The organism is Brevundimonas goettingensis (assembly GCF_017487405.1).
In the GTDB taxonomy this organism is placed as follows: domain Bacteria; phylum Pseudomonadota; class Alphaproteobacteria; order Caulobacterales; family Caulobacteraceae; genus Brevundimonas; species Brevundimonas goettingensis.
In genome coordinates, this window is sequence record NZ_CP062222.1 from 2,592,739 (window position 1) to 2,606,748 (window position 14,010).

Genomic DNA, 14,010 nt, shown 5'->3' on the forward strand with positions numbered 1-14,010 from the left:
AGATCAGGCCTGTTTCGACTTCACCCAGTCGGCGACCACCGTCTGAAGCACGGCGATCGGCACGCCGCCGACACCCAGGGCCGTGTCGTGGAAGCCCTTGATGTCGAACTTGTCGCCCAAGGTCGTCTTGGCGTCCTCGCGCAGCCGCACCCATTCGGTATGGCCGATCTTGTAGCTGCAGGCCTGACCCGGCCAGACGCAGTAGCGCTCGACCTCCGACGCGATGGCGCTTTCCTCGTCCCCGCCGGTGTCGACCATGTAGCGGATGGCCTGTTCGCGGCTCCACTTCTTGTGGTGCAGGCCGGTGTCGGCGACCAGACGCGAGGCGCGGAAGAGCAGGCTCTGCAGATAGCCCAGCTCGCCGAACGGGTCGTTGGCATAGACCCCCATCTCGTCGGCCAGCTGTTCCGAATACAGGGCCCAGCCCTCGCCGTGGGCCGAGAAGAACAGGGCCTTGGAGATTAGCGGCAGGGCGGTATTCTCGACCGCCAGCGTGCCCTGCAGATGGTGGCCCGGAATGGCCTCGTGATAGGTCAGGGTCGGCAGGGTGTATTTCGGCCATTCCGCTGTGTCGCGCAGGTTGATGTAGTAGGCGCCGGGGCGCGACCCATCCAGCGACGGCGACACCGCATAGCCGCCGGGCGCGCCCGCCTCGATGGCCACGGGCACGCGCCGCACCTCGACATCGGCCTTGGGCAGGCGTCCGAAATACTCCGGCAGCCGCGCCTTCATGGCGACGATCTGGGCGTTCAGGTCAGTCAGGACCTGGGCCTTGCCGGCGTCGGTGTTCGGATAGAGGTGCTTCGGGTCCTTGCCGAGCGCGGCCATGCGCTGGCCGACCGTGCCCTCGGTCAGACCCTGCGCCTTCAGGATGGCGTCCATGCGCGACAGGATATCCTTGGACTGCTCCAGCCCCATCTCGTGGATGGCGTCGGGGGTCAGGTCCGTGGTGGTCATCAGCTTCAGGGCGGCGGCGTAATAGGCCGGGCCGTCGGGCAGACCCCAGATGCCGGCGTCCGACTTCGCCTTGGGCAGCAGTTCGTTCATCAGGGCGATCTGGCGGTCGAGCGCCGGATAGACCTGCTGCTCCACCAGAGCGGCGGCGCGGGCGTCCCAGTCGCCGGCCAGACCCTTTTCCTTCGCCCGGCGCGACAGGCTGGTCGTCAGACCCGCCTCCTCGGGCCTGGCCGAACGCAGAGCCGTCATCTGGACCAGGGCCTTGCGGATGATGAAGTCGGGCGGGATCACCCCCTTGGCGGCGTCGGCGCGGCTGGAGGCCGTTTCCTGATCCATGGTCGTGGCCATGGCCGACAGTCGCGACAGATAGGCCTCGGCGTCGGCCGTCGTCTCGATCGAATGCTGGGTGTCGAGGAAGTCCGGCGCGAACTGATAGGTCCCGGTCAGCTGGCTGATCGTATAGGGCTGGATCGGATAGGCCGAGGCGTCGACGAAGCCGAAATCGCCGTAGCCGAAGCCCTTTGCCGTATCGAGGGTCTCGGCCTGAAACTTCACGACGCCGAAGCTGGCGGCGCTCTGGCCGGTCAGCTTCGAGGCGTCGATGGCGCGGATTTTGGCTACCCAGCCGTCATTGCGGGCGATGGCGGCGGTGCGGCCCTCGACGCCCTTGGGCGAGAACTGGCCCTTGAGCGCGGCGCGGGCGCCGGTGTCGAGACCCAGGTTCGAGGCGAGGGCCGGATTGACGTCCACCGAGGTCTCGCCGATCTCCGCCACCAAGGCGTCGGCGGCTGGGGACGGCGAGCCCTCTGCGGCGCATGCCCCAAGCGATCCGACCAAGGGCGCGAAGGCCCCGGCGGCGACGGCGGTCTGGAGCAGGCGGCGGCGGTCGATCATGGGGCGTCTCCGTTCAGGGAGGCGCATTGGCCCCCAAGCCGGGACCCTTCGCAAGACGGCCGCTGCGATTTTCCCGTTTGATCAGCGGACGGGAAAGGCCCGGACCGGACGCGATGCACGGGGCCTCGCCACGGCACGGTCCTGTCGTGCGCTGGCGATCAGGTCGCCGAGGACGGAAACCCATCCCCATACAGGCTCCTTATGCGTGCGGTACATCTCTTCCATAACAGCCTCCTGCGCTGCGGTTTATCGAGAACCGCAATCTGGGCTTGACGGAGAGGCGCCGCAAACCAGATGATGAAATGCCACAACAAGGCAGGCTTATGTCTGATCCCCTCGCCGGAATTCCCCTCGCCTCCATCCGCGTATTCGAGGCCGCCGCGCGGCTGAAAAGCTTCACGCGCGCCGCCGAGGAGCTGGGCATGACCCAGGCGGCGGTCAGCTGGCAGATCAAGGCGCTGGAAAGCCGGCTGGGCATGAGCCTGTTCCGCCGCCTGCCTCGCGAGGTCGCTCCAACTGAACCGGGCGAGCGGCTGTCACGCGCCGCGACCGAGGCCATGCTGCTGTTGCGCCGCGCCCTGAACGACCTGACCGACGCCGATCAGGGGGTGCTGTCGATCACCACCCTGGCCACCCTCGCCAGCCAGTGGCTGGCCCAGCGTCTGGGCGAGTTCCAGATCGCCAACCCGGGCCTGGCGGTGCGGGTGGACACCTCATCGACGCTGATGGACCTGACGCGCGAGAACGTCGACATCGCCATCCGCTCGGGGACCGGGACCTGGCCGGGACTGGAAGCCGCGCTTCTGATGCCCAGCGTCTTCACCCCGCTGTGCACGCCCGCCCTGGCGAAGGCGCTTAATCTCGCGGCGCCCGCTGACCTAATCGCCGCCCCGCGCATCGGCGAAGAGAAGGAATGGGGCGCCTGGTTCGTCGAGGCCGGGGTCGAAGGGGTGGCCCACCCGGCCGTGCGACTGCGCGCCGACTTCCAGGCGCTGGAGGTCAATGCGGCGCTGGGCGGTCAGGGCGTGGCCCTCGCCTCCCCCATCCTCTATGCGCGCGAGATCGCCGCCGGGATGCTGATCCAGCCCTTCCCCCAGCTCGTGGAGCTGAGCCCGGGCTACTGGATCTGCTGGCCCGCCGACCGCCGACGCTCGCCCAAGATCGTTCGCTTCCGCGAATGGCTGCTTAAGGCGGCGGCGGACGACCCGTCGATCACCGCCGCCCTTGCGGCTGTGCGACCCGGCTAGGCGGCCTTCCGGGCGGCGACCCATTCGCCGACGACAATCTTGAGCACGTCCAGCGGCATGCCGCCCGACGACAGGGCGACGTCGTGGAAGCCCTTGAGGTCGAATTTCGCGCCCAGTTGCGCCTTGGCGTCCTCGCGCAGACGCACCCACTCCGTATGGCCGACCTTGTAGCTGGAAGCCTGACCCGGCCAGACGCAGTAGCGTTCGACCTCGGTGGTGACGCTGCTCTCCTGATCGCCCAAGGTGTCGACCATGTAGCGGATCGCCTGTTCGCGGCTCCACTTCTTGTGGTGCAGGCCGGAATCGACGACCAGACGCACCGCGCGGAACAGCAGGGACTGCAGATAGCCGAGACGCCCCCAGGCGTCGGCGTCATAGACGCCCATTTCGTCCGCCAGCTGCTCGCTGTAGAGGGCCCAGCCCTCCGAATAGGCCGAGAAGCCGATCAGCTTGCGGATGGTCGGGATGCCCTGCGCCTCGGTCGAGATCGCGATCTGCAGATGGTGGCCCGGAATCGCCTCGTGATAGGTCAGGGTCGGCAGGGTCCATTTGGGCCATTCCGCCGTGTCGCGTAGGTTGATGTAGTAGGCGCCGGGGCGCGAGCCATCCAGCGACGGCCCCTGATAATAGCCGCCCGGGGCGCCGGCCTCGATCGCCGGGGGCACGCGGCGGATCTCCACCGAGGCCTTGGGCAGGATGCCGAAATAGTCGGGCAGGCGCGCCTGCATGGCCCGCACCTGGGCGTTCAGATCGTCCAGCAGGGTCTGTTTGCCCGCATCGGTGTTCGGATAGATGAAGCGCGGATCCTTGGCCATTTCACCCAGCCGCACCCCGACCGTGCCCTCGGTCATGCCTTCGGCCTTGAGGATGGCGTCGGCGCGGGTGCTGATCTCGGCGACCTGGGTCAAGCCCAGCTGATGCACCTCGTCCCCGGTCAGGGTGGTGGTGGTGTAGCTGCGGATACCGAAATCATAATAGCCCTCGGCGCCGGGCAGACGCCAGCAGCCGGCGTCGTGGGTGGCGCCGGCCTTCGCGCTTTCGAACAGGGCGATCTGGGCCTTCAGGGCCGGATAGATCTTGTCGGCGACGATCGGCGTCGCGCGGCCGGCCCAGTCGCCCGCGATGGACTTGGCGCCCGCGCGGCGAACCAGCGAGGTCACCAGACCGTTTTCGGCCGGAGCCGCCGCGATCGAGGCGTTCATCTGGGTCAGGGTGCGTTCGATGACGAAGTCGGGCGGGACGATTCCCTTGCCGAAGTCGGCCGTGACCAGCCCGGTCTCGAGGGTCAGCAGGGTCGCGAACTGCTCCAGACGCGCCAGATAGGCCTCGGCGTCCGCCTCGGTCTCGATCGAGTGCATGGTGTCGAGGAAGTCGGGGATGTCGCGATAGGCGCCGCCCAGCTGGCTGATCAGATAGGGGTTGGCCGAGCCCTGGTTGCCGAAGCGATAGCGGTCATAGCCGATCAGGCTGGTCTCGGAATCATAGAGGACGGTCGCCAGATTGACCGCGTCCATGCCGGTCAGCTTGCCGGCGTCTATGGCCTTGAGTTGGGCCACATATTTGCGGCGCATGGCCTCGTTCGCGGCAAGGTATTCGGCGGTCGGCAGGTCGAGCTTCGACTTGGCGGCGGCGTTGTCGCCCTTGTCGAGCCCGAGGTAGGTCGCAGCCGTCGGCGAGGTGGCGACCACCTCCTTGAACATGGCGTCGAAGATGGCGTTCAGCTTGGCGGCTTCGGCCGGGTCCGAGGTCACGGCCCGCGCCATGACGGGAACGAACAGGCCCGTCAGGGTGGCCCCGGCAACGGCGGATACCAGCAGGCGGCGACGGTCGATCATCGGAAGCTCCGGAAAAGGGGTGCGTCAATGAACGGCGACGCCGTCACAACCGCAAGTGAATTCGGGGAAAGCCCCCGCATGGTCCCGATCAGGCGAACTGCGCTTCCAGCACGGATAACGGCACGGCGCCGTTCAGCAGCACCTTGTCGTGGAAGGCCTTGATGTCGAAGCCGCCTCGCGCTTCCACCTTGCGTCGGATGTCCTCGATAACGGTCTGCCCCAGCTTGTAGGAGCAGGCCTGACCCGGCCAGACGACGTAGCGATCGACCTCGGACTGGGCGGCGTTGGCGGGAGTGGCGGCCTCGGCGATCATATAGTCGATGGCGCGCTGACGGCTCCAGCGCTTGTCGTGGAGGCCGGTGTCGACCACCAGCCGGACCGCGCGGAACAGATAGGCCTGAAGATATCCGATCCGGCCCAGGGGATCGCCCTCGTACATGTTCAGATCGTCGGCGGCGACACGTTCGGAGTACAGGGCCCAACCCTCGGAATAGGCCGAGAAGCCGCCTGTGCGGCGATAGATCGGCAGCGACCCGGCCTCGCGCGCGACCGAAATCTGGAAGTGATGCCCCGGCACGGCCTCGTGATAGGTCAGGGTCGGCAGCGACCACTTCGGCCGGTTCGCCGTGTCACGCAGGTTGATGTAGTAAGCGCCCGGTCGGGACCCATCGAGCGATGCCGCCTGATAGTAGCCTCCGGGCGCACCGATCTCGATCGACGGCGGGACGCGGCGGATTTCGACCGGCGCCTTCGGCAAGGTCGAGAAGACGTCGGGCAAACGTGGCGTGACGGCCGCGACCATCTCGTTCAGAGCCGCGATCAGCGCGACCTTTCCCTCCTCGGTGTTCGGGAACAGGTGCTGAGGGTCCTTCCCCAGGGCGTTGACCCGCTCGCCGACCGTGCCTTCGGTCATGCCGAGGGTCTGAAGAATGGCGGCGATTTCGGCCTGGATCGAGGCGACCTGCTTCAGGCCGATCTCGTGGATTTCCGCCCCGGTGTAGGTCGTGGTGGTCGAACGGCGCAGGCCGAGATTGTAGAGCGCTTCGCCATTCGGGAAACGCCAGACCCCGACATCCTCCGACGCCGACGGGCGCTGGCTTTCGAACAGCTCGATCTGGCGACCCAGGGCCGGCTTGACCTGCTCGTCGACGATCACGGCGGCCCGATTGAACCAGTCGCCGGTGATGTCCTTTTCGCCGGTCTTGCGGGTCAGGGTCTGTATCATGGCCATGTCGGCGGCGGGCATGTCGCGCAGGGCCCTGAGTTGGGTCAGGGTCTTGTCCATGATCACCGCGGGCAACATGACGCCCTCGCCCGCATCGGCCCGGATGCGGGCATTCTCCTGATCGACATTGACCGCGAAAGCCTTCAGCCGGGAGAGGAAAGCCTCCGCGTCAGCCGGGGTTTCCAGCCGGTGCTGGTTGGCCATGAAGTCGGGGACCTGGAAGTAGCTCCCGGTGTTCTGGGCGACGACATAGGGAGAGCCGAGGACCGGCAGGGACGCCTCGATGGCGGCGCTCTCGGCCTGGAATCGCGCCACGGCCAACGAGACCTTCGACGCGTCGGACAAGCCGTCGGTCGGCCAGTCCTTGAGTTGGGCCCAGCGCACCGCCGCGCGGTCCCTGTCGCTTCGAGCGGCCTCCAGGCTCAGGTCGCCGAGCTCGCCCGCAAGATGGGCGCGCTCGCCCTTGTCGAGGCCCAGGCTGGTGGCCTGGGTCGGGCGGCGTTCGAGATCGTCATAGAACCATCCGCTCAGCAGGGCGTCGAGACGGGCGTCCGCTTCGGACGGCGTCTGAGCAAAGGCCGCGGCCGGCAGGGTGGCGGCGAGACCGACGCCGGCGGCGGACAGCATCAGGCGGCGACGATCGATCATGGGAAGGCTCCTTGAAGAGAGTGCCCATTGGTCAGCAAGTCGGCCGGCGCGGCAAGCGCGCAAGCGTCGCGGCGCCTTCGCTCGTCCGCCTCAGCCCGCGTGGAGCTCCTGCTTCACCCGTTCCGCCAGGGTCTTGATGTCGAGCGGCTTGGGCAGGAAGGACACGCCCTTCTCGTCCTGCAGCAGGTCCGAGAAATCGCTTTCGGCATAGCCGGAGATGAACATCACCGGCGCGTCGCCCAGATAGGGACGCGCCTTCTTGAGCAGGCTGGGACCGTCGAGGCCGGGCATGATGACGTCGGAGATCATCATGTCGATCTGACCCGCCCATTCCTCGGCCAGGCCCAGGGCCTCCTCGCCGTCGGCAGCCTCGATGACCTCATAGCCGCGCTGACGCAGCAGGCGAGCGGCGATGCCGCGCACGGCGGCCTCGTCCTCGACGAACAGGATGCGGCCGGCGCCCGACAGGTCGCGCGGCGCGGCCTTGACCTTGACCACCACAGGCGCGGCCTCGACCAGTTCCTCGGGCGTGGCGGCGGGCAGGAAGATGCGGAAGGCGGCGCCCGCCCCTTCGATATTGGCCACGCCGATATGGCCGCCGGCCTGCTGGACGATGCCATAGACCGTCGCCAGACCCATGCCCGTACCTTCGTTGACCGCCTTGGTCGTGAAGAAGGGCTCGAAAATCTTGTCCAGCAGCTCGGGCGGCACGCCGGGGCCGGTGTCCGACACCTCGATCAGGGCGATTTCGCCGCCCGCCTGTTCATTGGCGGGGGCGTCGCGCCAGCCCAGCGCCCGCGCCTCCTCGACCGTCAGACGCTGGGTGCGGATGGTGACGACGCCGGCGCCGGGCGCGACCACGCCGCGCATGGCGTCGCGGGCGTTGACGGCCAGGTTCATGACCGCCGTTTCCAGCTGGGACTTGTCGGCCAGAACCACCGGCAGGTCGCGGCCGTAGTCGGTTTCCAGCCGCACGTCCTCGCGCAGCAGACGGCGCAGCAGGACGGTGAACTCCGAGACCAGCTCGCCGAGGTCCAGCCGCTCGCGTCGCACCGTCGACTTGCGCGAGAAGGCCAGCAGCTTGCGCACCAGATCGGCGGCACGGATCGCCGTCTGGCGAATCTCGTTCAGGCCTTCATAGGAGGGGTCGCCGACGGGGTGGCGCTCCAGCAGGCCGCTCAGCTGCAGCTGGATGGCGGTCAGCAGGTTGTTGAAGTCGTGCGCCACGCCGCCCGCCAGCTGGCCCACGGCCTGCATCTTCTGGGCCTGCGACAGCTGCAGCTCCATCGACTTCTGGGTCGAGACGTCGAACAGCCAGATGCGTCGCTTGTCGCCCTCGGGCGCGACATAGAGGTGCAGGACCTTGTCGGGGAAGGCGCGGGCGACCAGTTCGATCGGGCCGGTCGAACCGTCTGCCAGTCGCTTGCGGGCCTCGCCCACCCCGCCGGGCTCGAACAGATGGCCGAAGGCGGCGTCGCCGGCGGCATTGGGGCCGGTCAGGACCGACAGGGCCGGATTGGGCTCCTCCGCCCGGCCGGCGAAGATGTCCTCGCCCGCGATCACAGCCGAGCCGAACGGGGCGCCGGCGGCCATGGCCCGGCCCTCGCCCTTGGCGGCGACATAGGGGCGCGGCGCGGTCGCGGTGTGGGTCAGGGCGGCCTCGGGCGCCTCGCGCACCAGGAAGCGGCCTTCGCCGGCCAGGCCGATCAGAACCTCGATCTCGCGCTCGCCCAGCCGGACGATGGCGCGGCCCTGCTCGCCCTTCCGGGCCTGGGCGAAGGCCATATAGAGCGCCTGTGCCGACTTGCCCTTGGGGAGGGCCACGGTCGCGCCGTTATGGGAGGCCCAGGCGCCGTTGTAGGCCAGCACCTGACCGCCGGCCCAGACGAGGGCGGCGGGCTCGGCCATGGCGTCCAGCATCTCGACTGCCACGTCGCCGGCCGGGCGTTTGGCGTCGACGCGGCCGAAGGCGAACAGGCCGATCAGGGCCACCGCTGACACCGTCAGCAGCAGGATCATGCTGGGCGTCGTGGTCGGCCCCGCCCGGAACGCCGGCCAGGCCAGGGCGGCGATGGCCATGGCGAAACCGACCGCCATGACGATCATCAACAGATCGACCCCGCGGCCCTTCCTGAGGCCCGTTTTCTGGAACTTTGGCAAACCCGGTGTGACTGCGGTCATGCGACCCCGCGACGAATCAGAGTCCTGAGCATACGCGCAAACGCGCTCAGCGCTTCTTCCGCTTCTGCATGACGAAGCCGATGACCTTGGCGGCGGCCTCGAAATGCTCGCGCGGGATGGTCTCGTCGACGTCGACGGCGGCGTAGAGGGCGCGCGCCAGAGGCACGTTTTCGACGATCGGCACCTTGTGCTCCTTCGCCACCTCCCGGATGCGAAGCGCCAGGGCGTCGACGCCCTTGGCCACGCAGACGGGCGCCGCGTCGCCCTGATCGGGCTCATAGCGCAGGGCCACGGAATAGTGGGTCGGGTTGGTCACGATGACGGTCGCCTTGGGCACATTGGCCATCATCCGCTGGCGGCTCTTCTGCATGCGGATCTGCTTGAGCTTGGCCTTGACGTGCGGGTCGCCCTCGGTCTGCTTGTAGTCTTCCTTCAGCTCTTCCTTGGTCATCCGCATCTTTTTGGCGAAGCGCAGCTTCTGCCAGATGAAGTCCGCGCCGGCCGCCGCCCCCATGAAGACCAGGGCCGAGGCCAGAAGCGCCACCGCCAGATCGCGGGTCAGGGGCAGGATGGCCAGGGGGCTCATCGCCGCCAGGTTCTCGAACTCGCGCATATGCGGCTTGAGCACCATCCAGCAGATCACGCCGACAGCGATCAGCTTGGCCAGGGTCTGGCCGAAATGCATGAAGTTGTCCGGGCCGAACAGCCGCTTGAACCCGGCCATCGGACTGACCTTGTCCCATTTGGGCGCCAGCTTGTCGGGACTGAAGATCAGGCCGCCCATCTGACCGACGTTGCCGCCGACCCCGCCCAGGATGGTGGCCAGCATCACCGCCCCGAGGAAGGGCGCGACAGACCACATCGCCGTGATCCCGATCTGGGCGCCCGAACCGGATTCGAGGACGCCCAGCATGGCGTGGGGCGAGGCGATGAAGGGCATGAAGGAATCGGCCATCTGGCTGGCGAAATAGCCGCCGCCGAAGATCACCACGGCGGAGGCGCCCATCAGGCTCAGGGTCTGGGCGACGTCGGGAGATTTGGCGACGTCACCCTTGCGTCGCGCCTCCTCGAGTTTTCGGGGGGTGGCGTCTTCTGTTTTGGAGTCGGGATCGGAGTCTTCAGCCACCGGCCGCTCCTCCCGCTCCAGCCGCGAATACCGACGCCAGGGCGCGGAAGCGGTCGATGAAAACAGTGCCCAGAACGCCCAGGGACAGGGCGAAGATGGACAGACCCAGGATGACGCTCAGCGGCGCCGCGGCGAAATAGACCTGGAAGGCGGGCATGACCCGCGCGACGAGACCCGACGCCAGGTTGAAGATGAGGGCGAAGACGATCACCGGCGCCGCCAGCTGGACCCCCAGCATGAAGCTGTCGCCGACGGTGCGCACTGCCATCTGGGCGAAGTCGGCGACGATCAGCGGCTTGGCCGGGGCGATCAGCTCATAGGAGCCGACGATGCCGGCGATGAACAGATGATGGGTGTTGGTGGCGAAGACCAGCACTGTGCCGAACAGCATCAGGAAGGAGGCGACGGTGGTGTTCTGCTGGCCCGAGAGGGGGTTGGCGGTCTGGGCGAAGCTGAGGGTGGTCTGCAGGGAGATGATCTCGCCCGCGGTCGACAGCGACGAGGTGAAGATGCGCAGCATGGTCCCGATCATCAGGCCGGTCACGACCTCGCGCAGCACCCAGCCGACCACCCCGCCGACGGTCGCCGGCAGAGCCGGCAGGGCGCCCGCCACGATCGGCCAGAGCACCAGCGAGACCAGCAGGGCCAGGGCCAACCGGATGCGCGGCGGCACATAGGTTTCCCCGATGCCGGGCATGGTCAGCAGCAGGGAGCCGATGCGGGCGAAGATCAGCCCGCCGGCCCAGACCTGATCGGCGGTGGCGTAGGGCTCCACGTCCTCGCTACATCCCGGCGATGCGGGCGGCGATGGTGCGCATGAAGCCGCCCAGCAGGGCGCCCATCAGCGGCAGAAACAGCAGCAGGGAAACGAAGATGGCGATGATCTTGGGCGCGTAAACGAGGGTCTGTTCCTGGATCTGGGTCAGGGCCTGGAACAGGCCGATCCCCACGCCGACGATCAGGCCGACGGCGAGCACGGGCGCGCACAGCTGGATCGTCAGCCACAGGGCGTCGCGGCCCACGTCCAGAACTTCAGCGCCGTTCATTGAAAGCCACTCCAGGGAAGTCTTACTCTGGCCTATCGGCCTTCGGCCTGCTTGAGGCCGGTCGGCAGAAAATGCCGGGACCATGGTTAACGGCGGGTTAGCAAAGTCCCCCTCCCCCTTCAGACTTTCGACCGCTATATCCGCTCGATGACCGATGCGCCCCACGATCACTCCGTCTCGCCCGAAGAAGCCGAAGCCGCCGTTCGCACCCTGATCAAATGGGCCGGCGACGATCCCGACCGCGAGGGCCTGCTGGACACTCCGGCCCGCGTGGCCCGCAGCTACAAGGAGCTGTTCCAGGGCTATGAGAGCGACCCGCGCGCCTATCTGGAGCGGACGTTCGAGGAGGTTGGCGGCTACAGCCAGCTGGTCGTGCTCAAGGACATCCGCTTCGTCAGCTTCTGCGAACACCACATGCTGCCCGTCGTCGGCGTGGCGCATGTGGGCTATCTGCCGACCGACCGGGTCGTGGGCATCTCCAAGCTGGCGCGGGTCGTGCGCGGCTATGCCAAGCGTCTGCAGATCCAGGAGAAGATGACCGCCGAGATCGCCACCGCCATCGAGGAGGTGCTTCGGCCCCAGGGCGTCGGCGTGGTCATCGAGGCCGAGCACAGCTGCATGACCCTGCGCGGCGTCAACGTTCCCGGCGCCAAACTGACCACCAGCGCCCTGCTGGGCGTGGTCAAGGACGACCCTCGCACCCGCGAGGAATTCCTGCGCCTGACGCGATGATCCGGTGCTGATGGCCGACATCGGCTGGGATCCGGCCGGGCTGGAGCGCCTCGCGGATGAAGGCGAGGCCCTGCATCGGCTCGCCGTGCTCTCGGCCATCGGGCTGGGAACGCCGCACGATCCGCCGCTGGCGCTGGAGCGTCTGCGCCGCGCCGCCGACCTCGGCCATGCGACCGCGGTCGACAGCCTGGCCCTGCTCGACGCCGAATCCGGCGGGCTCGAGGCCTGGTTCCGCCCGCCCGCGCCGCGCCGCGTTTCCGAACAGCCCCATGTGTTGCTGGCCGACGGCTTCGTCTCTCCGGCGATCTGCGACTGGCTCCGGGGCCGCGCCGAGCCGCATCTGACGCGGGCGGAGATTTATGATCCCGTCTCGGGCGCCGGTCGGCCCGATCCGGTTCGGACCAACACCGCCTTCGCCTTCGACCTGGCGGCCACCGACGTGGCGCTGGTGCTGGTGCGCGAGCGGATCGCGCGGCTGGCGGGCCTGCCGGTTCCGGGCCTCGAGCCCTGTCAGGTGCTGCGCTACACGCCCGGACAGAAGTTCGACTGGCACGTCGATTTCCTCGACCCCGCCGTCCCCGGCCACCGCGACGACCTGGCCCGCTCCGGCCAGAGGATCGCCACCTGTCTGATCTGGCTCAACGACGACTTTGAAGGCGGCGAGACCGCCTTCGAAACCGGCGACCAGCGCTTCCGGGGCAGGAAGGGCGACGCCATCCTCTGGGCCAATGTCACGCCCAACGGCGCCGCTGATCCCCTGACCCGCCACGCCGGTCTGCCCCCGACCGCAGGCGAGAAATGGATCCTGTCGCAGTGGATGCGGCCGAGAGCTCCCCTGCACGGTTGAATTTCGCGGGTTCGCAACCGTTGCTGTAGCCGATGGTCCAGCCCTTGCTCCAACAGGCTCGAAGGAGCCCGAGTGATGGCCTGGACCGCGATTTCGACCCGAAACGAGACACCGCCGATCTCCCGTGGCGGCTGGCTGGACGCCCTGCGTTTCATTGTGGCCAGCCTGATCATCCTGCACCACTTCCAGGCCGCCGGCCCCGTGCCTCTGTCGCAGCTCATCAACCCGATTTTCGAACGCGGCGGCTTCCTGCTGACCAACTTCTTCCTGATCGATTCCGGCTATGTGCTGATGCGGGTCTATGGGGCGGCGGTGAACGGCGGGAAGATGTCGCCCGGCGACTTCTTCCTGAAGCGTTATCTGCGCGTCGTCCCGGCCCATCTGATCATGGGCCTGGCCCTGGTGACCCTGGTCGTGGTCTCCACCGCCCTGGGCGAGCCGCCGCGCAATCCGGAATGGTTCCGCTGGGACCAGCTTCCGGCCCAGCTGACCCTGACCCAGGCCTTCGGCGTCCATGGCGGTCTTGGCTGGAACGCACCCAGCTGGTCGGTCTCGGCCCTGATCGGCTGCTATCTGGCCTTCCCGTGGATCCTGAAAGGGATGAAGCGTCTGGGCCCGTGGACGGCGCTGGCGGGCGTGGTCCTGCTCTATCTGGGGGCCAATCAGGCGGCCTGGGCCCTGTTCGGCTATCCCGTCTACCAGATGCCCATGATGTACGGCTTCTGGCGCGCCCTGCCCCTGTTCATCCTCGGCATGGGGCTGGCCCAGTTCACCGAGCGGGTCTGGATCGCCCCGAAATTGGCTGCGGTGGTCGGCGTTGTCTCGGCCGCCGCCTTCTTCGTGCTGGAGCTGTTCGACAAACACGCCCTGGTCGCCCTGGTCCTGATCTCCCTGATCATTCTGGCGGCCGGCGCCGTGCCCGTGACCCGGCCGTCGAAATTGGTCGAGAAGCTGTCGGTCATGTCCTTCTCGATGTTCATCACCAATGAGGTGACGCGCATCGCCTGGTTCGGCCTGGCCAATGTCCTGATCACCCGGCTCGCCCTGCCGGTCGCGGTGCAATGGGTGCTCTACGTCTGCGGCGTCGCGGCCGCCTTTGCGGTGGCGTTCGCCTTCCACAGCGTCATCGACCAGCCCCTGCAGACGCGCATCAAGGGATGGTTGAAGCGCCGCCGCACCGGGCGCGCGGCGGTTGTTCCGGAGCCCGCCCAAGCCCTCAGAACCCCCTAAAGTTATAGGATTTACAGTCCCGGCAAGGCCAAACCTATCCGG

The 14,010-nt window shown here is 67.8% G+C and carries 11 protein-coding genes; 4 read left to right on the forward strand and 7 right to left on the reverse strand.

All coding sequences use genetic code 11. The features are described from left to right. Positions 1–3: 3 nt before the first annotated feature. Positions 4–1,851, reverse strand: coding sequence for a DUF885 domain-containing protein (locus IFJ75_RS12580; protein ID WP_207868530.1), 1,848 nt, complete (start codon positions 1,849–1,851; stop codon positions 4–6). Between the two features lie 323 nt (positions 1,852–2,174). On the opposite strand from IFJ75_RS12580, the gene IFJ75_RS12585 reads away from it, so the two are divergent. Further along, positions 2,175–3,098 carry a LysR substrate-binding domain-containing protein gene (locus tag IFJ75_RS12585; protein ID WP_207868531.1) on the forward strand — a complete coding sequence of 308 codons (924 nt, stop codon included), beginning with the start codon at positions 2,175–2,177 and terminating at the stop codon, positions 3,096–3,098. Here the strand turns inward: IFJ75_RS12585 and IFJ75_RS12590 are convergent. The 6 genes from IFJ75_RS12590 to fliQ all read right to left on the reverse strand — a co-directional run bounded on the left by IFJ75_RS12590 (position 3,095) and on the right by fliQ (position 11,159). Continuing rightward, positions 3,095–4,933 (reverse strand): DUF885 domain-containing protein, encoded by a 1,839-nt coding sequence (locus tag IFJ75_RS12590; protein ID WP_207868532.1) that lies wholly within the window; start codon positions 4,931–4,933, stop codon positions 3,095–3,097. The two genes, IFJ75_RS12585 and IFJ75_RS12590, sit on opposite strands and share 4 nt — an antisense overlap. A gap of 88 nt (positions 4,934–5,021) precedes the next feature. After that, positions 5,022–6,806, reverse strand: a complete 1,785-nt coding sequence (locus IFJ75_RS12595) for a DUF885 domain-containing protein (protein WP_207868533.1) — start codon at positions 6,804–6,806, stop codon at positions 5,022–5,024. Positions 6,807–6,896: 90 nt separating this feature from the next. Next, complete coding sequence (gene cckA, locus IFJ75_RS12600; RefSeq protein ID WP_207868534.1) at positions 6,897–8,987, reverse strand: cell cycle histidine kinase CckA; 2,091 nt, start codon at positions 8,985–8,987, stop codon at positions 6,897–6,899. A gap of 46 nt (positions 8,988–9,033) precedes the next feature. Further along, positions 9,034–10,113, reverse strand: a complete 1,080-nt coding sequence (gene flhB, locus IFJ75_RS12605) for a flagellar biosynthesis protein FlhB (RefSeq protein WP_207868535.1) — start codon at positions 10,111–10,113, stop codon at positions 9,034–9,036. Continuing rightward, positions 10,106–10,888, reverse strand: coding sequence for a flagellar biosynthetic protein FliR (fliR, locus tag IFJ75_RS12610; protein ID WP_207868536.1), 783 nt, complete (start codon positions 10,886–10,888; stop codon positions 10,106–10,108). Before fliR ends, flhB begins: the two co-directional genes overlap by 8 nt. A 7-nt stretch (positions 10,889–10,895) precedes the next feature. Further along, entirely contained in the window at positions 10,896–11,159 is a 264-nt protein-coding gene (gene fliQ / locus IFJ75_RS12615; protein ID WP_207868537.1) for a flagellar biosynthesis protein FliQ, read from the reverse strand. Between the two features lie 147 nt (positions 11,160–11,306). On the opposite strand from fliQ, the gene folE reads away from it, so the two are divergent. The 3 genes from folE to IFJ75_RS12630 all read left to right on the forward strand — a co-directional run bounded on the left by folE (position 11,307) and on the right by IFJ75_RS12630 (position 13,968). Then, on the forward strand, positions 11,307–11,891 hold the full coding sequence (folE, locus tag IFJ75_RS12620; protein WP_207868538.1) for a GTP cyclohydrolase I FolE: 585 nt from the start codon (positions 11,307–11,309) through the stop codon (positions 11,889–11,891). 10 nt (positions 11,892–11,901) lie between these two features. Beyond that, positions 11,902–12,738 (forward strand): 2OG-Fe(II) oxygenase, encoded by an 837-nt coding sequence (locus IFJ75_RS12625; RefSeq protein WP_207868539.1) that lies wholly within the window; start codon positions 11,902–11,904, stop codon positions 12,736–12,738. A gap of 75 nt (positions 12,739–12,813) precedes the next feature. After that, a complete protein-coding gene (locus IFJ75_RS12630) occupies positions 12,814–13,968 on the forward strand; it encodes an acyltransferase family protein (protein ID WP_207868540.1) in 1,155 nt (384 codons plus the stop codon). Positions 13,969–14,010 lie beyond the last annotated feature (42 nt).

What these genes read in the sequence shown, in the direction of transcription:
- fliQ (WP_207868537.1), bottom strand. Translation starts at nt 11,159, where the DNA reads ATGAACGGCGCTGAAGTTCTGGACGTGGGCCGCGACGCCCTGTGGCTG.
- IFJ75_RS12630 (WP_207868540.1), top strand. Translation starts at nt 12,814, where the DNA reads ATGGCCTGGACCGCGATTTCGACCCGAAACGAGACACCGCCGATCTCC.
- cckA (WP_207868534.1), bottom strand. Translation starts at nt 8,987, where the DNA reads ATGACCGCAGTCACACCGGGTTTGCCAAAGTTCCAGAAAACGGGCCTC.
- folE (WP_207868538.1), top strand. Translation starts at nt 11,307, where the DNA reads ATGACCGATGCGCCCCACGATCACTCCGTCTCGCCCGAAGAAGCCGAA.
- IFJ75_RS12590 (WP_207868532.1), bottom strand. Translation starts at nt 4,933, where the DNA reads ATGATCGACCGTCGCCGCCTGCTGGTATCCGCCGTTGCCGGGGCCACC.
- IFJ75_RS12595 (WP_207868533.1), bottom strand. Translation starts at nt 6,806, where the DNA reads ATGATCGATCGTCGCCGCCTGATGCTGTCCGCCGCCGGCGTCGGTCTC.
- IFJ75_RS12580 (WP_207868530.1), bottom strand. Translation starts at nt 1,851, where the DNA reads ATGATCGACCGCCGCCGCCTGCTCCAGACCGCCGTCGCCGCCGGGGCC.
- IFJ75_RS12625 (WP_207868539.1), top strand. Translation starts at nt 11,902, where the DNA reads ATGGCCGACATCGGCTGGGATCCGGCCGGGCTGGAGCGCCTCGCGGAT.
- IFJ75_RS12585 (WP_207868531.1), top strand. Translation starts at nt 2,175, where the DNA reads ATGTCTGATCCCCTCGCCGGAATTCCCCTCGCCTCCATCCGCGTATTC.